The sequence below is a fragment of the Pontibacter sp. CAU 1760 genome (assembly GCF_054482735.1).
This window is the reverse complement of record NZ_JBTLRL010000001.1, coordinates 299,579-316,841: the sequence shown is the minus strand read 5'-3', so window position 1 is coordinate 316,841 and position 17,263 is coordinate 299,579. Positions and strand designations below refer to the sequence as shown.

Genomic DNA, 17,263 nt, shown 5'->3' with positions numbered 1-17,263 from the left:
CAATCCTTATTTAATAGTCGTGTAATAGATTTTCAGTTTAATGCTCTGCTGCTGATTCTTGGGGCCACCTACTACCAGCCTGTTTACAACAGTGCGGTAGGCTGCAGCCGGTGGTGCCAGCAACAGGGTCAGGTTGCCCGGGTTATCTTGCTTCAAGAGGTCTACAATTTGTGATGTCAGGTCAAAGTCGTAGCGCCCGTTTGCGTTCTGCGGGCTTGGCTCCTTGTAAACGGCTGTCAACTCTGCTTGCCCCGAAAGCAGCGGAGTAAGTGGCACATTGGAACTGTTAGTGGTGTACAGGCCCAGCGTAGCAGGTGCCGGGTAAGGGTAACTGGTCGTGTTGCTGAGCGGCTCTACTACCAGCAGTGCTTTATTGATCAAATCCGCCGGCAGCTGGCCTTTCAGCTTGCTAATGTTCGGTACCTCCAGTTTAATCATCAACCCCGAGCCGCTGTGCGCCACGCTTACGTTGTTCGTTGCGCTTGCAGGCACAGGCTGGCCACCGCGCACAACGCCTTCCAGCAACGAGCCTTCGAGGTTTGTGCGAATCTGGTTGAACTGCACGCTGTTGTTAGTGAATGGGAAGTCTTTCGTTTTAGCCACTTTGCTGCCATTTGCAGTTTCGGAGTAGTAGAGCCTTACCTTCACGGAAGAGGCCGCCGGAAAACCAATGACAGCACTACCGGACGTACTGGTTAGTTTCAGGCCTTTAAAGTAATCCAGGAAAGCCGTAGCATCGGTAAGCCTGGTGTCGGCGGCTTTCTTCAGCGATAGCCACTCCTGGCCTAGGGCTGCCGGAAGCTTCACCTTCAGGGTGTCTTTGCTGGTTGGGCGAGGCCGAACTGAAAAAGTGGCCAGCGCCTCATCTGCTGCGCTTACGCTAGAGTTGTTGTACAACGACTCTTCGCCATAAAAGTAAGAGTAAGGCTGCTCGTTAAAGAAGTAAGGCGATAGCGTGCGCACCTGGAGATTCCCCGTAAGCCGGTGCAGGCTATAAGAGATCGTTTGGGTGGTGTCGCCGTAGTTGTATCTGGAGTAAGGCAGGATGAGCTTTACAGAGTCCAGCGTGGCGTCTGCAGCCAATGTCCAGGCATTGCCCAGGCCAATCTGAAAAAAGGCGTTCGCTTTGAGTGTACCCGTATAAGGCGTGGTATACTGCCCCGCCAGCATGGAGGTAGTAGCCGAGGTGGCCAGAGAATCCAGGTACACGGTAGACACATTCACCGTCAGGGTATCTGTGAACCTTCCGGCGATGTTGTCGTCCACAAGTCCCAGGCCCAACTCATTCGGGTCTTCGCAGGACACTAGCGCGACGCAGCAGCAAAGCAATAGCATGGCCTTGTTCTGCAAAAGCGTCTTTAATCTTGAAAATTGCATATGGTTTTGTACTGTGATAAACAGATTCTTGCTTGGGTTTGATTACAGGATTGTGGCGGCGGAACTGTGACAGCCACTGGCTGACGTACTTGCTGATGTTGCAGCGCAGCCTGACAGGGAAAGGCCTAACATAGCTTTATAGCTGCTCTGCCCTCTTTTACTGCGCATGCTCCGAAACCTCCGTCATATATTACGAAAAGCCTATTTTTTATCAGTCCCAAATATAACACTATATTTTCGCTATCAGAAAGATGTTGTATTATACTCAACTTCTTTCTTCCGCAATTATTGCACCAGTGCACCCTAACCAGCTGCTCATTTCGCATAGCTCCTCCAGAATCGGCTTGTCACTCCCAAATGCCTTTTACAAACCGCCAGGGTATAAATCAGAAAAGCCTGCCACAACGGACAGGCTCTCCCTCATCAACCATTCAAACAAAAAATCAATACAACATCAATTCAATATCTACTTGGCGCTACATAACCGTGCTACCCGCACTGCCGGGTAAATGACATGTATAGCCGGGCACACCTGCGTGGGGGCATCGTCTACCTCCAGCGCCAGATTTACACGAAGCCCGGCGTGTTGGTACGCTTCCGGCAGGTTTTGGGTCACTACATAGCCCTCCCGCAGCTGCCCAAGGTACCCGTTGCTGGCATCAGCCGTTGCCGGAGCGCCAGCCAGCAGCTTAAGCACATAAGCGCCTGTCGGGCAGTCATAAGGCCCGACTACCTCTACCGCTATACAAGCCGGTGCCGGGTCGTCTGACTTCGCACAGCCTGTACATAACCAAGCCAGGCAGAAGGCAAACAATATATTCGCGTGGAGGAACTTCATAAGGTGGCACTGCTTGCGTTTGCAAGCTTCAAGCGGGGCACCCCCGGGGCACCACCGCTTAAAGTGCAGTTCTTTTTCATAGCTATATTTAGTAGATCAGGTATGTTTTCAGCCCCGATGTGCTGCAGGTGCAGGCATTGGGGTTTAGCTTGTCAAGGCGTTTCCTATCCATGACTCCGGTTTTGAGCTGATGGTTGCATGGCCTCATGAAAATAAGCTTATTTTTTTCCGCTGCGCAGGTCGTAGTTCACAGCCATCTGCATTCCGACAGTGTAAGGCTTTTTTTGCTTCACCGACCTATCCTCAGATGCTGCCAGCATAGTGCTAAAATATCCTCTTACCTCGGGCCCCAGCGTAACGGAGACTTTGCCGGAAAGCCGGCGGCCAACCCCGGCAGACACGTTGCCCGACCACTGCACCTTCCGGAACGGCGACGCCTCATCTGTTTCGTAGGCTACTTGTTCTACATCTGCGTCGGAGGCCAGCACGGTGGCTTGCAGTAGGATGTTGGCTGCCACGCCTGCACCGCCATACAAAAACCAGTCGCGGTTTAGGTTACCCTCATACTGCAGCCCCACCGGAATAGTCAGGTGCCGGTAGCGGTAGTTTACGCTATAGTCCGGAGCCTTGGCGATCATCAGGGAATCGGGAGGCGAGGCGCTGAGGGAGGGCACAAATACAGTAGCCTTGCCCACAGGGCGAGCAGCCGCACTGGCGTGTTTGCTGCCGCCTGCCTGTTGCAGCACATAACTGGACCGCGAGCGGGCCGTGTTTTGCAAATAGCCAATACCAGCCAGGAGCTTGAGCTTGTGCCAGAGGCGCAATCCGGTTTTTACCTCCACGCCGTAAGAGAAGCCGGGCCCTGTATACTCCTCATATTCCTCTTTGGCCTCTTCCATGTACAGGGTATTCAACGAAGCCGCCGAGTTGATGTCTGCTGCAAAGCCATACCTGCTCGCAACGGCAGGGGCTGCGCCGGGTGTACTGATATTCTGATTGAAGTAGCCCGGAGCGTAGGCCATTGCCAACGACCACCGCCCGCTCTGCTCCTGCTTCTCTTCCCCTGTGTTAGCTGCCACCGTCCGGGCCGCTAATGCCGCTTCGCGCTGCGCTTCCTCCTGCTGCCTGACAGCGGCCATTGCCTGTGCGCTCTGCTCCTTAAAGCCCAGGCCTTTGTTTCCTTTTTCAACAGGCGAAAGCTGCACAGCCATTGGCTGTTTGTTGCTGCCTGTTTGATGATTTGCACCGGCTATGGCCTGCGTCGTCTCCGGTACAGGAGATCCAATGGAGGAACCCTCGGAAGCAGAGTTCCTGGCGATACCAACAGATGCGTTTGCTTGAGAAGATGCCTGGCTTGCCTCTGATTGTACTGCGGCATCTGTCGCGCCAAGCGCAGGCATTTCTTGCGGCATGAATGAAGGTCGCGCAGCCGTAGCTAATTGGTCAGGCGTTTGCGGGGAAGTCTCCACATTCGGCAAAGGGGCCATTTTACTTGTCTCGCCTTGCTGGGAAGCGTTGCTTGAAGTAGCAGCGATGGTTGGTTCGGCTGATGGCGTACTGCCAAAATAATAGGCCCCGGCTACCCCCACTAATACCAGCAGGGCTACACAGGCGGCAGCCAACTGCCCATAAAACAAGGCGCGCTTCCGGTATTTCCCGTTTTCCTGCACTGTCAGCTCGTGGTCTATACGGTCCCAAAGGTGCTGAGACGGAGTCGCCTCAGCACCTTGCATGCGGTCTTGGAACTCCTGCTCCAGTTTTCCGCGCTTATCGTTAGTTGCTGATGACATGGTCCTGATAGTTATTTTCCTGGCTGGCCAGCATGTTCTGCAAAATTGCCCGCGCCCGTGAATACTGTGACTTAGAGGTGCCTTCTGATATATCCAGCATCTCGCCTATTTCCTTGTGGTTATACCCCTCGATGGCGTATAAGTTGAACACCATGCGGTAACGTGGCGCCAGCCCCTGCACCATCTGCAGCAGCTCGTCCATGGAATAGTCTGACAGGTTGGCATCCGATGATGCCAGGTTGCTTACCTCCTCTGCCTCATGCGAAACTGTGAGCAACTGCTTGCTGCGCAGGTGCTTCAAGGCGGTGTTCACCACAATCTTCCGAATCCAGAACTCCAGTGGGCAGTCGCGTTTGAACTTGGCTAGGTAGGTATAAACCTTCATGAATGCCTCCAGCAAGATATCTTCTGCCTCGAAGGTAGTAGGGGCGTACCGCAGGCAAACCGCCATCATCTTACGGGAATATTGCTCATACAAAAGCCGCTGCATGTCGCGTTTGCCCGCAATGCACCCTTCTATGAGTTTCTCCTCGTCTGATTTTGGATTTCTAAAAAGCTTCAAAGATGCCCGGTTTGGTTTGCCCTACACAATTACATGATTCCTGTTGCCCCCTTATGGTTGCACGCACCCAAAAATAAATCGGTCAGATGCATTTCCTGCTTAAAATAAGCGAAAATTATTGGCTGGCAGGTCTTATAAAGGTATGAAAGAACAGCTTTGGATGTGTGATGAAGCACAGAATACTGAGAACTCGTTCATTTCATAGGCTTGCCCCAATTCTCAAATGTCCTGCTCCTATAGCTGATTCTCCGCTTCACGTCTGGGGTAGGGCCCTTCTCAAGCCAGGGCGCGTCTCCCACTCGGCGCTGTGTAGTTAAGGCTGCCGGGAAGGGGCCCTCTCAGAAAAACCGGGAATGCTGTTACCCTGGTCATACACAATGGCAGTGTTTTAAGTTGAAAACACCCGGCTCTAACAACGTTATGCATCATATAATCTTCGAATTCAGAGTAGAATATTCGGCGAGATGCAGGAAAGAAGCATGTTTGGATAAATTTATACGCCTCTTAAAAGCAAAAGCGCGTGGCCTCCTGATAGGATGCCGCGCGCTTTTTATAACGTTGATACCTGTCTATAGCATGTGGAGGTGCAGTAACTTGTAGCCGAACAGCACTAGAAGCGTACCCAGTAACAACCAGGCAAACATAATCACGCGCAGGGCATCCCCCGATGTTTCTGTAGCGTCACTCATGGTTTCATACGCATGCAGCCTGGCTTCTTGCCGCACGGGCTTCGTTAGCAAATGGTAGGAGATACTGAAACCTGCCGCCACTATCACCACATCGTCTATGTATCCGAAAACGGCTGTCAGGTCGGGCACCAGGTCTACGGGACTTAGGGCATAACCAATGGACAGGGCCAACAACACGCGCACATACCAAGCCACACGGCTATCGCGGTAAGCCAGGTATAAGGCGTAAAGCTCTGTATTGGTGGTATGGGTGCGTTGCTTGAGTGTATGGAGTTGTGTCATGGGGTCGTTGTGCTGTATAGTGCTTTCTACGGCGACACACTTCCCTCTACTTGTACAAAAGCAATATTCTCCTTCAATCAGCGATGTATTCTCCCGACAATACCAGCTAACGCTCTTGTTACCAGGTGTTATGTAACATTACCAGCTACTTATAGCGTGTCCGGCTCAGGAGTTCCAGATATCCCAGGCTGCGTCAGCTTGCCGGTATAGCATGGCCAGGCCATTGCAGGTTTTGGCCCCTGCCGCTTTCCCGTGCTTTAGAAATTGGGTTTCTTCAGGATTATAGACCAAGTCATAAAGGAAATGCGCTGAGTTCAGGGCCTCATAAGGCAAAGGGGGTGCTGTCTCTGTGTGAGGATGCATGCCGAGCGGCGTCGTGTTGATGATCAGGTTGTACTGCTGCATCAACGCAGGCGTCAACTGCTCATACCCCAGTACTTGCCCGCCTGCCATACGCGACACTTTCTGATAAGGCACTTGCAGCGCATCCAGGGCAGCCCATACGGCTTTCGCAGCCCCGCCTGTGCCCAGCACCAAAGCCTGACCCTTGGTTGTGTAAAACTTCTCCAGCGAAGTCCTGAACCCGATGTAATCTGTATTGAAGCCTTTCGCGCGGCCATCGCGGATCCGGATGGTATTCACTGCGCCGATTGTAGCGGCGACGGCATCGAGCTCATCCAACAGCGGCAACACCTCCTCTTTGTAAGGCACAGTCACGTTAAGCCCTACCAGTTCCGGTTCCTCTTGCAGCAAATCCCGGATTTCCTGCGCAGCGGGCAGTTCATATAACTCATACTGCGCATCTGTTATACCTTCCCGCTCAAATTTCTCTGTGAAGTACTTCTTCGAGAAAGAGTGGCCAAGCTTTTTACCAATGAGTCCGAATTTGCGCATGGGGTTATACTTTGGGAGTGTCGTCTGCAGTAAAGTGATCGATGAGGTAAACAAAGGCAAAGCCAAATAAGGCCAGCATCACACCGTAAATCAAGAAGGAAGGCTGCCCGGTCAATGCCTCGAAGGCAGCTGGCGAAATGTTCTGTTGCACCAGCGGCTTCACCTCACCGTGCCGGTCGGTATACGTTTCGAGGGTCTGCTTCCAGGGCCATACCTTGTTCAGCGAGCCCACCATAAAGCCTGTTAGCAGGGCCACGGTGGCGTTGTGGTAATTCTTCAGGGCCCAGTTCAGCAGGTGCGAGAACGACAGGATGCCCACTACGCAACCTGCGCCAAACACAGCCACCACACTCACCTGCAATTCCTTCACAGCGTTCAGGATAAACTCATACTTGGCCAACAGTACCAGCAAAAAGCTCCCTGAAATGCCTGGCAGGATCATGGCGCAAATGGCAATGGCCCCCGACAGGAAGATAAACCAGTAGGCTTCGGGTGTTTGAGTGGGCGTGGCTATCGTTACATAATAAGCGATAGCTGCCCCCAACAGCCCGACCAAAATAACGCCGGGTCTCCAGCGGGTGATCTTTTTGCCCACCACCACGGCGGAGGCTACAATCAGCCCAAAAAAGAAAGACCACAGCAGTTCCGGGTAATTCTCCAGCCAGAACAGGATCACGCGCGAAAGCGATACTACCGAAAACAAAATCCCTGACAGCAGCACCACCAGGAAACTTCCGTTGATGTGATTCCAGAAATCCGCTAACCGGAAGCGCAGTAAGAGCTTCAGCGCCTCCCCGTTTACAGAGCGGATAGAGCCCAGCAGTTCTTCGTAAATACCGGTAATGAAGGCAATCGTGCCGCCCGACACCCCCGGCACCACATCAGCAGCACCCATACCAGCCCCCTTCGAGAATAGCAGGAGGTATTCTTTTAATGATCGTCTTTGCATTGGTTTATCTGTAGCAGGTACTGGCAGGCCTGAAAGCAAAATTGCCCGTGCGGCCATACCGACGGGCAATTTATCACTTTGTATTTATACTTTACCCTTTCAGGTTCGAGTTTTCCATATCCAGGAAGTGGCTGAAGGTATCGCCACGAAGACCCAGGCGGATGGTCTCGAGCGGAATCACCTCACTCGGGGCAATATTACCCAGGTTCACGTTTGCACCCAACAGTTTTATAAACCATACCTGCTGTGCTTTCTGCGGAGCTTCCCACAAAATTTTCTCAAACGGGATCTTGGTCAGAATCTCTTCCACCAAACCGCTTCGCACCTCTCCGGTAGACCGGAACAAACCTACGTTACCACCTTCGCGGGCCTCCCCGATCACTTTCCAGGCACCGGCATCCAGTTCAGCCTGCATCAGCTTGATCCACATGTAAGGGGGTATGATTTTGGTGTCGTCCTTTGACCCTACTTCCGAAAGCACTGTTACCTGCTCGGACAGGGTTTTGATGTAATTGCACTTCACCTCATGGTCCATCTCCAAAGAGCCGTCCGAAACCTCTGCATAGGTCATCTCATACTTATCTAGGATACGGCGGTAATCCTCAAACTGGTTGCGGACGATGAAGGCTTCAAATAAAGTGCCTCCGAAGTACACCGGTATACCGGCTGCCCGGTACACATCCAGTTTCTTCTGCAGGTTCGGCACTACATAAGAAGTAGCCCAGCCCAGTTTCACGATGTCCGTGTACTCACCGGCAACTTCTATGAAGTCTTCTACCTCTCTTATACTTAGCCCTTTATCCATGGCCATGGTATAGCCGCGCTCGCGAGGTTTTGCCTCACGCTCAGGAATGCTGTTCAGCGAATAATTCATCTAGTTTTATTTGCGATACTGATCGATTAATCGGGATAAGGCACGTTGCGACTCCAGTTCAGGGAAGAACTCGAAGAGCAATTTATGCTTCTCGAAGTCCAAAATTAACGCATTTTCCAGATAATTATAAGCTTCGCGGTATTTTCCTGCCGAAAGCATGTAAGCACAGGCCCTATAATAGAGCTCTGCCTCCTTCGGCTGGATCTCAATCGCGTTCAGAATAATATCGGTCGCTTCCTCAAAATTCCCCTGTTCGTACAGGATAATAGACCAGTTGAGGTAGATGTCCTTGTCGTCGGGGCGGATGTCGGCGGCACGCGCATAACTCTCCAGCGCCGACACCACGTGGCCTACATGATACTCGGCGGCGGCAAGGGCCACCCAATAGTCTGCGCTGTCATCATACAGGTCTACGGCCTTCTTAAAGAAATGCACCGCCTCATACCAATTGTTCTGCGCATCCAGGATCATCCCGATGCCGAACCAGGCTTCGTCCATCTCCGGGTCCAGGTCCACGGACTTTTGGTAGTAGCGGCGGGAGAGGTCCCATTGCTGCAGCTTCTCGTAGCACTCGCCGATGTTGCAGTATACCTCCGCAGAAGGCTCGCTGTGCTCTATGATGGTGTTAAAAGACTCGATCGCTTTGGCATAATCGCCTACATACACCAGGGCATTGGCCATGTTGTTGTAGGCCGTGATAAATTTAGCGTCAATGATGGTGGCGTAGTCGTAAGCCGAGATTGCCTTGTCGTAGGCCCCCATCTTGTTATACATGTTGCCCAGGTTAAACCAGGCGACAGAGGAATAGGGCTCGTTATCGACAAACTTCTGAAAGAACTCAATGTTCTCGCCAATGGTGTTGGTAACCTCCAAGCAGTACAGGATTTCCTGCATGGCCGCTTCGTTCTCCGGGTTCAGCTCGATGCATTTCTTATAATACTTTACCGCAGAGCTGAACTTGCCCCAGGTCTGGTAGGCAAGCCCGATGTTAAAATAGATATCGTCACGGTCGTCGGCGGCATAGGCCAAAGCCTTCTTGAAATGGTCAATCGCCTCGCGGAACTCGCTGCGCTGGGTAAAGATGATGCCCCGCGTCAGTTGCACATCCGCATTCTCCGGGTCCACTTCCGCTACCTGGTTGATCAGCACCATCGCCTCCTCGAAGTTGCCGGCCATGGCCAGTAACTGCGCCTTGTCTATTTGGAGTTCCGTTGAGAAAGGGTACTGGGCAATCGCCGAGTCGCAGGCCGCCAGGGCCTTAGCATACTCGAAATTGGTGGTGTAATGGTCTATTATATATTCGAAATCGGTGAGGTCGAAAAACACAGTCTCTTTGCTGCCGAGCATTCGCTCGAAGCGCTGTATCAGTTCCAGTTCCTCGCTATGTTCTTCAAAGTTCTCTTTCATCTCCAAGGTCCAACAGGCTGCATGTAACAGCCTTTTTCTTACTACATTTTAAGCGGGAAAATAGTTTATCGCCCGTTTTCGGCCATGGCCCGCTGCAACTCCCCGCACACCCAACGCACTGAATCAGAAACAGGTATAAACACAAAATTTAATGCGCGGCAGACTTTATCGTTGCTGAACAGGTGGGGTTTAGCGGCAACCCGGGCCGTGTCTTTTGTGATGAGCGGGCGGGCACCGGTTAGCCAGCTGCGCACATGCTCCAGGCGCCACACCACCTCGGTTAGCCAGGCCGGCACCTTGTTGGCCGGGGCTTTTTTCCCGAAACAGCGGGCTGCTTCCCCGAAGAAGTCCTTATAGCTCATCAGACCTGCACTTAAGATAAACCTTTCTCCGGATATTTCCGAGAATGCTAGCTGCAACATAATGCTAACTACATCGCGTACATCCACGAAATTGGCACTTCCACCCGTATAAAATGGCCGCTCGCGGTATACGTACTTAAAAAGCTGTGTACTGCTGCGGTTCCAGTCGGCAGGCCCAAGCACCACCGATGGATTCACGATCACCGCCTTCAGCCCCTCAGCTACTCCGCGCCATACCTCCAGTTCGCCCCAGTATTTAGAGCTGGCATAGGCTGAGCGCTTCTCGGCAGGGTCCCACTTGCTTTGCTCTGTCACTACGGCGTTGCCCTTAGGCCGCCCCACAGCCGCGATAGAGCTGACATGGCACAGCTTTATACCCGGATACTCCAGGCACACATCCACGATATTGGCTGTGCCTTCTATGTTTACATGCTTCAGCAAGTCTTCGTCCTGCGGGGCATACGACACCAGACCGGCACAGTGAAAGACATGACTCACGCCCTGCATGGCCTCCCGCAGAAAGGTCGGGTCCAGGATATCGCCCTCCAGCCACTGTACCTGCCCGCTCCCCGGTATGGCGGGCACCTGCCCCCGGTAAACAGCCTTTACCGGATGGCCCTGCTGCAGCAATGCCGGAATCAGGAATGAGCCAATCAGGCCACTGCCACCCGTTACAAATACCATGTCTGTGGACGTATTAAGAATTAAACGAAAAGATTAAAGCTTGCTGTTGCGCAAAGGCAGGGCCAGGGCTTTGGTCAGGTGCTTGCTTTGCAGCACTTTCTGCAGACTGTTAGTATGCTTCAGGCCATGCGTGTCAGAGCCCAGAAAATCCACCAGGCCTTCGTCGATCAGGCGCTCAGCGTAAGCTTTTGCCCCCGGCGAGTAATAACCCGTCAGCGAGTTGAGGTTTGGCTGAAACAGCACGCCCTGCTCCCGCAAAGCCGCCAGGCTATCGAACTTGCCATAAAAATAGGTATAGCGCTCCGGGTGGGCCAGCACAGGCTTGTACCCCTTGGAGCGCATCATAAAGATCGCTTCGCGCAGGTTCAGCGGCTCGTTCAGGAACGAGGTTTCGAAAAGCAGGTAGTTGTCTCCAAAGGTAAGCAGTTCCCCCCCCTGTTGCAGTTTCTCCAGGAAACCTTCGTCCAGGTAGTATTCCGCTGCACAATCCAGTTCCATGGCTATACCGGCTTCCTTTACGGCATCGCGCAGCAAAGCCAGCTTCTCCCGGATAATCTCGGGGGTGTTTCTGAAGAAATCGCTCATGATGTGGGGTGTCATGATCAGTTTGCGGTACCCCAGCCCCTGCATGGTTTGCACCAACTCCACCGACTGCTCCAGGCTTTCAGACCCATCGTCGATGCCGGGCAGTATGTGCGAGTGCATGTCGGCGCCTAAGGCGCTGAAAGACTCTTCCATGGGTGTGCTGTCACCAAATAAACTCTTCAAAAACTTTATCATCTGTAATTATTAGGCGCCAAAGGATTCCGCACCAGTTGCTCGTGGCATTCAACCTTCAAAATAACATAAATAAATAGCGCTGTCAAAATAAAGGACGCACTACCTGCTTCTCTAAAGCATACGGTTTTAGGTGCAAAAAAAGAGCCATTGATCCGCTCGCCGCTGCCAGTTATACCCAGAGGGACGCTGCACCACAAATTTAAGTTTTACAGCTTGATTTGCAGCAACACTTAATTGCGGGCATTATTTTAACGAAGTAATAATTTTTAAAGCATATTAATTAAAATAACTCAAATTACTCTTCTTTTAAAAAGTTAATTTTATCAATTCCATAAAATCCTGCCAAAATGCACTTGCTTTTATTTAGATTTGTAAACAACGGAATTTAGATATCCGTTAAACATACCACTACTTATATACCCGCTATACTCAAAAAAATAAATGGAACTTAAAACGACTGAAAATCAGCGTATGATTGCGGACATGATCCGTGATTTTGGTGCAAAGCATATCAAGCCGAAAATGATGGAATGGGACGAGAGCCAGGAGTTTCCGGTGGAGGTCTTCAAGGAACTCGGGAAACTGGGCCTGATGGGTGTTCTGGTACCAACTGAGTACGGCGGGTCTGGTTTTGGCTACCTGGAATATGTGACGGCTATCGCTGAGCTTTCTAAGATTGACGGTTCCATTGGCCTCTCTATGGCAGCGCACAACTCGCTTTGCACAGGCCATATCCTCCAGTTCGGTAACGAGGAGCAAAAGCAGCAGTACCTGCCTAAACTAGCTACGGCAGAGTGGATCGGGGCTTGGGGACTGACAGAGCCCAATACCGGGTCTGACGCCGGCAACATGCGCACAGTGGCGGTGCAGGATGGTGACCATTGGGTGATCAACGGTGCCAAGAACTTCATCACACACGGTAAGTCCGGCAATGTGGCCGTGGTGATCGTGCGTACGGGCGAGGTAGGTGACTCCCATGGCATGACGGCATTTGTGATCGAGAAAGGCACCCCGGGCTTCAGCGCCGGGCGCAAGGAAGACAAACTGGGTATGCGCGCATCTGAAACCACGGAGCTTATCTTTGAGGATTGCCGCGTGCATAAAAGCCAGATGCTGGGTAATGTGGGCGAAGGCTTTATACAGGCGATGAAAGTGTTGGATGGTGGCCGCATCTCTATTGCAGCCCTATCGTTAGGCATTGCGCAGGGCGCATTCGATGCGGCTTTGGCTTACGCGCAAGAGCGCCAGCAGTTCAACAAGTCCATTGCCAGCTTCCAGGGCATTTCGTTCAAGCTAGCTGACATGGCCACGGAGATCGAGGCGGCTTCGCTGCTCACATACCAGGCAGCCGACATGAAAAACCGCGGCCTGAACGTGAACAAAGAGTCGGCCATGGCGAAGTACTATGCCTCTGAAGTTGCCGTGCGCACAGCAACTGAAGGTGTGCAGATTTTCGGGGGGTATGGCTTCACGAAGGACTACCCGGCAGAGAAATACTACCGTGATGCTAAGCTTTGCACCATTGGCGAGGGAACCAGTGAGATACAAAAGCTTGTTATTTCAAGAGCCATCTTAAAATAATGGCTTCACGAAGGTGGCTTTAAAGGCCTTCAGCTTGCTTTTATACATAAAATCTTGCCAGGCGAGAAATATATTTAGCCAAGCTATTGATTTTTAAGTATAACCTTGATTAAATTTGCAACCCTAATTCAAAGAGAAACGAAAGAAAATATGATTATTATTAATGTAAAAGATAACGAGTCTGTAGACCGTGCATTAAAGAGATTCAAGAAGAAATTCGAAAGAACTGGCGTTCTAAAGGAGTTAAGATCAAGAGCTTACTTCGAGAAGCCTTCTATCGCGAAAAGAAAGCAGAAGGAGAGAGCTGTATACAAGCAGCATTTGTTCGCTGAGCAAAACTACTAGTTCTTTCTAGCAACATACTTTATTTTTCCATACATTGGTAAACCTGCCATTTACAGCAGGCTTATCAATGTATGGATTTATTTTTTAAGTACCTCCAGTACGAGAAGCGGTATAGCCCGCACACCCTTACCTCCTACCACACCGATCTGGGCCAGTTTGCCCAGTATCTGCAGCAGGTGTATGAGATTACCGATGCCGCCGAGGCCGACCATACCATCATCCGCTCCTGGCTCCTGACGCTGGTGCAGCAGCAGATGCAGCCGCGATCCATCAACCGCAAAATCGCCTGCCTGCGTTCTTACTATCGTTTCCTGCTGGCGCAGCAGCGCATCGTCGTTAACCCCATGCTGCGTATCAAAGCGCCCAAGGCTTCCAAGAAGCTTCCGGGGTTTGTGCCGGAGGAGCCCTTCAACACCCTACTCGACAATTTTACTTTTGAGGATAACTTCGAAGGCCAGCGCGAGCGCCTGATCCTGGAGTTCCTGTACGGCACGGGCATCCGGCTGGCAGAACTTTTGGGCGTGCAGCATGCGGATATAGACCACAGGGCCAAAACAGTGCGTGTGCTCGGCAAAGGCAACAAAGAGCGTATTGTGCCCCTCAACGACTCGTTACTGAAAAGCATTGCCACTTATGAGGCACAGAAGAAGCACTACTTTGGCGATAACAATTCCGGAACCTTGCTCGTTACTAATAAGGCTCGTCCGCTATATCCAAAATTCGTTTACCGCGTCGTTAAAAAGTACATTAGCTTGGTTACTACCTCCGAACATAACAGCCCACACGTGTTGCGCCATTCTTTTGCTACGCACCTGTTAAACAAGGGCGCCGACTTAAACGCAATCAAGGATCTGCTGGGACATGCCAGCCTTGCGGCAACGCAGGTGTATACCCACAATTCAATAGAAAAGCTTAAATCGATTTTCGAGAAAGCCCATCCGAAAGCATAAGTTAAATTTTTTAAACGTTAAGACTATGAAGCTACAACTGCATTCCGTTAATTTCGATGCTGATGAGCAGCTGAACAACTTTGTACAGCAGAAGGTAAACAAACTCGACACGTTCTATGACAGGATTGTGGATGGGGAGGTTTTCCTGAAGAACAACAACAAAGATGGTATAGATAACAAAACCGTGGAGATCAGGCTGTTGGTCCCTGGCTCTACCCTCTTCTCGCAGGAAGATGCCCCTTCTTTCGAAGCCGCTGCCGATGCCGCCGTAGATGCCATGCGCCGCCAACTGAAAAGGCACAAAGAAAAACAGACAGCACACTAACCTCTGGAGTTACGATTTACTAATTCCTAGTTAGGGAATTTTATATAAACAGAAAGGCCTGCTACTTGTAGCAGGCCTTTCTGTTTATATAGGTATGGGCTTTTAGTTTGCCCTTCGCTTCCGGTTATAGGCCGAACTCTTCTTTGATCTTGTCCACGTGGTCCAGCTTCTCCCATGTAAAGGTTTCGAATTCCCTCACCTCTTTCTGGCCGTTTTTCACGATCTCGACTTCCTTCATGAAAGGAGTTCTACCCATGTGGCCATAGGCGGCTGTCTCGGCGAAGATCGGGTTCTGCAAACCAAAGCGCTGCACAATGGCGTAAGGGCGCATGTCGAACAGCTTGTTCACCTTCTCGGCAATCTCGCCATCGCTCATTACATTGCCTTCGGTATCCTTCACGTTCGTAGAGCCATACGTGGTCACGTAAAGGCCCACAGGCTTTGCCACACCAATGGCGTAAGCCACCTGCACCAGCGCCTGGTCTGCCACCCCTGCAGCTACCAGGTTCTTGGCGATATGACGGGCCGCGTAAGCCGCCGAACGGTCTACCTTGGAAGAGTCCTTGCCAGAGAAAGCGCCACCACCGTGGGCACCTTTGCCGCCATATGTGTCCACGATGATCTTACGGCCGGTTAGGCCAGTGTCGCCGTGCGGGCCACCAATCACGAACTTACCGGTCGGGTTGATGTGGTATTTGATGTTATCGTCGAACAACGACTGGATACGCTCTGACAATAGCTTCAGTACGCGCGGCATCAGGATCGTATCTACATCCTGCTTGATCTGCTGCACCATCTTGGTTTCAGCAGCATTCTTAGCCTCTGCGCTGTCGTTCTCTGCCTGCACAAACTCATCGTGCTGCGTAGAGATAACGATTGTGTCGATCTTCTCCGGCACATGGTTGTCGTTGTAGCGGATCGTTACCTGCGATTTGGCATCCGGGCGAAGGTATGTCATCTCCTTGCCCTCCTTGCGGATGGCAGACAACTCCTGCAGCAACAGGTGCGAGATGCTCAGGGCTAACGGCATGTAGTTGTCCGTTTCGTTGGTGGCATAGCCAAACATCATCCCCTGGTCACCTGCTCCCTGATCCTCTGGGTTGGTGCGCTCCACGCCCTGGTTAATGTCTGCCGACTGCTCGTGTATGGCCGAGATCACGCCGCAGGCATCCGCGTCAAACTTATATTCTGATTTAGTATATCCAATGCGCTTGATCACCTCACGGGCTACTCTCTGCACATCAACATAGGCTTCTGTCTTCACTTCTCCGCTCAGCACTACCAAGCCAGTCGTTACAAGCGTTTCGCACGCCACCTTAGACTGTGGGTCCTGCTTCAGGAACTCATCTAACAACGCATCTGAAATCTGATCCGCTACTTTATCCGGATGCCCTTCTGATACAGACTCCGACGTGAATAAATAAGGCATTTTGATTAGGGGTTTAGGTACAAAGTATAAACCAGCTATACTTTTGGGTAGTATAGCGGTTACAAAGCTAAGACAATTCCGGTATACTTAAAATAAGCAGACCCAAGAGATGAACTGCGTTCAGTAACATAAGGTTAGAAATTTCCGGGTGCCGGCAGTGGTTCCTACGCACCTGTGCCAAGCCCAAGAAGTGCCTCCATGTGTCAAACCATTTAGTTTTAGGCTCGTTTGAGGAGTATAATATAAAAACAGACTTAACTATATATGAAACGCATACTAGCAATTTTCACCTTACTCACGGCCTTAGCAGGTCATACCATCGCCCAAAACAATGATTCGCCTTACAAAACAAGCCTAAAAGTGGATGCACCGATTATTGCAGCCGGTATGGGTTTAAGTTTATATGGCCTGACACTGATGAAGGACAAGGATGGACTGACAGAGCAGGAAGCGCTAACACAAACCAAGGACGACGTGAACCGCTTTGACCGTTTCTCGGCAGGCTGGCATTCTGAATCTGCTAAGAAAATAAGTGATATCCCGTTTTACGGGTCGTTTGCATTAGCCCCAGCGCTCATGCTCTTGGACGATGAGGTGCGCGGCAAGGCAGGCCAAGTGTTCGTATTGTACGTAGAGACGATGGCTGTAACAGGCGCGTTGTTTACGATGACCAATGGCAACGTGCCCCGCAATCGCCCTTTAACATACAGCGAAGAGGTAGAACTATCTGAAAAGACAAGAGCAAATGCGCAGAACTCGTTTTATGCGGGCCATACTGCCGCGGCTGCCAGTGCCACGTTCTTTGCAGCTAAGGTGTTCCACGACTTTCATCCAGACTCGCCTGCCAGACACGCCGTATGGGCCGCTGCCGCCGCGATACCCGCTGGTGTGGGGTATTTAAGGTTACGTGCCGGAAAGCATTTCCTGAGCGATAACTTACTAGGCTATGCTGCGGGTGCAGCCGCAGGCATACTGGTGCCACAACTCCATAAAAAATCAAACAAGATGAACCTGAGCCTGGTGCCTGTCTCGGGCCGCGACTACAGCGGCGCCCTGATGACGTATACTTTCTAAGCAGGCCGAACATCTTGTGCTAAACAGACCAGGCTACCGATTCGGTAGCCTGGTCTGTTTTTGTAGGTATG

Annotated in this window: 17 protein-coding genes; 5 read left to right on the top strand and 12 right to left on the bottom strand. The window is 51.5% G+C overall.

Annotated features, from left to right (window positions below):
• Positions 1-6: 6 nt before the first annotated feature.
• From ACXYMU_RS01325 to ACXYMU_RS01275, 11 genes are all read right to left on the bottom strand, one after another.
• Positions 7-1,377: a DUF4270 family protein gene (locus tag ACXYMU_RS01325; protein ID WP_458984540.1), complete on the bottom strand. Its 1,371-nt coding sequence runs from the start codon at positions 1,375-1,377 to the stop codon at positions 7-9.
• Between the two features lie 466 nt (positions 1,378-1,843).
• Positions 1,844-2,215, bottom strand: a complete 372-nt coding sequence (locus tag ACXYMU_RS01320) for a hypothetical protein (RefSeq protein ID WP_458984539.1) — start codon at positions 2,213-2,215, stop codon at positions 1,844-1,846.
• Positions 2,216-2,433: 218 nt separating this feature from the next.
• On the bottom strand, positions 2,434-4,005 hold the full coding sequence (locus ACXYMU_RS01315; RefSeq protein WP_458984538.1) for an outer membrane beta-barrel protein: 1,572 nt from the start codon (positions 4,003-4,005) through the stop codon (positions 2,434-2,436).
• Positions 3,989-4,567, bottom strand: coding sequence for an RNA polymerase sigma factor (locus ACXYMU_RS01310; protein ID WP_458984537.1), 579 nt, complete (start codon positions 4,565-4,567; stop codon positions 3,989-3,991). Before ACXYMU_RS01310 ends, ACXYMU_RS01315 begins: the two co-directional genes overlap by 17 nt.
• A 569-nt stretch (positions 4,568-5,136) precedes the next feature.
• Positions 5,137-5,538: a YkvA family protein gene (locus tag ACXYMU_RS01305; RefSeq protein WP_458984536.1), complete on the bottom strand. Its 402-nt coding sequence runs from the start codon at positions 5,536-5,538 to the stop codon at positions 5,137-5,139.
• Positions 5,539-5,703: 165 nt separating this feature from the next.
• Positions 5,704-6,432: a shikimate dehydrogenase family protein gene (locus ACXYMU_RS01300; protein WP_458984535.1), complete on the bottom strand. Its 729-nt coding sequence runs from the start codon at positions 6,430-6,432 to the stop codon at positions 5,704-5,706.
• A gap of 4 nt (positions 6,433-6,436) precedes the next feature.
• Positions 6,437-7,381, bottom strand: a complete 945-nt coding sequence (locus ACXYMU_RS01295) for a polyprenyl-phosphate transporter (RefSeq protein WP_458984534.1) — start codon at positions 7,379-7,381, stop codon at positions 6,437-6,439.
• A 91-nt stretch (positions 7,382-7,472) separates the two neighbouring features.
• Positions 7,473-8,255, bottom strand: coding sequence for a phosphosulfolactate synthase (locus ACXYMU_RS01290; RefSeq protein WP_458984533.1), 783 nt, complete (start codon positions 8,253-8,255; stop codon positions 7,473-7,475).
• 6 nt (positions 8,256-8,261) lie between these two features.
• Complete coding sequence (locus ACXYMU_RS01285; protein WP_458984532.1) at positions 8,262-9,662, bottom strand: tetratricopeptide repeat protein; 1,401 nt, start codon at positions 9,660-9,662, stop codon at positions 8,262-8,264.
• Between the two features lie 65 nt (positions 9,663-9,727).
• Positions 9,728-10,708 (bottom strand): NAD-dependent epimerase/dehydratase family protein, encoded by a 981-nt coding sequence (locus tag ACXYMU_RS01280; protein ID WP_458984531.1) that lies wholly within the window; start codon positions 10,706-10,708, stop codon positions 9,728-9,730.
• Positions 10,709-10,741: 33 nt separating this feature from the next.
• Positions 10,742-11,476, bottom strand: a complete 735-nt coding sequence (locus ACXYMU_RS01275; RefSeq protein WP_458984530.1) for a tyrosine-protein phosphatase — start codon at positions 11,474-11,476, stop codon at positions 10,742-10,744.
• A 453-nt stretch (positions 11,477-11,929) separates the two neighbouring features.
• Between ACXYMU_RS01275 and ACXYMU_RS01270 the strand changes: the two genes are divergently transcribed.
• The 4 genes from ACXYMU_RS01270 to hpf all read left to right on the top strand — a co-directional run bounded on the left by ACXYMU_RS01270 (position 11,930) and on the right by hpf (position 14,689).
• Positions 11,930-13,069, top strand: coding sequence for an acyl-CoA dehydrogenase family protein (locus ACXYMU_RS01270; protein WP_458984529.1), 1,140 nt, complete (start codon positions 11,930-11,932; stop codon positions 13,067-13,069).
• Between the two features lie 150 nt (positions 13,070-13,219).
• Entirely contained in the window at positions 13,220-13,414 is a 195-nt protein-coding gene (gene rpsU, locus ACXYMU_RS01265) for a 30S ribosomal protein S21 (RefSeq protein WP_458984528.1), read from the top strand.
• A 71-nt stretch (positions 13,415-13,485) separates the two neighbouring features.
• Positions 13,486-14,364 carry a tyrosine-type recombinase/integrase gene (locus ACXYMU_RS01260; RefSeq protein ID WP_458984527.1) on the top strand — a complete coding sequence of 293 codons (879 nt, stop codon included), beginning with the start codon at positions 13,486-13,488 and terminating at the stop codon, positions 14,362-14,364.
• A gap of 25 nt (positions 14,365-14,389) precedes the next feature.
• Positions 14,390-14,689, top strand: coding sequence for a ribosome hibernation-promoting factor, HPF/YfiA family (gene hpf, locus ACXYMU_RS01255; protein ID WP_458984526.1), 300 nt, complete (start codon positions 14,390-14,392; stop codon positions 14,687-14,689).
• Between the two features lie 124 nt (positions 14,690-14,813).
• On the opposite strand, the gene metK is transcribed toward hpf, so the two are convergent.
• On the bottom strand, positions 14,814-16,118 hold the full coding sequence (gene metK / locus ACXYMU_RS01250) for a methionine adenosyltransferase (RefSeq protein ID WP_458984525.1): 1,305 nt from the start codon (positions 16,116-16,118) through the stop codon (positions 14,814-14,816).
• 264 nt (positions 16,119-16,382) lie between these two features.
• On the opposite strand from metK, the gene ACXYMU_RS01245 reads away from it, so the two are divergent.
• On the top strand, positions 16,383-17,192 hold the full coding sequence (locus ACXYMU_RS01245) for a phosphatase PAP2 family protein (RefSeq protein WP_458984524.1): 810 nt from the start codon (positions 16,383-16,385) through the stop codon (positions 17,190-17,192).
• The last annotated feature ends 71 nt before the right edge of the window (positions 17,193-17,263 follow it).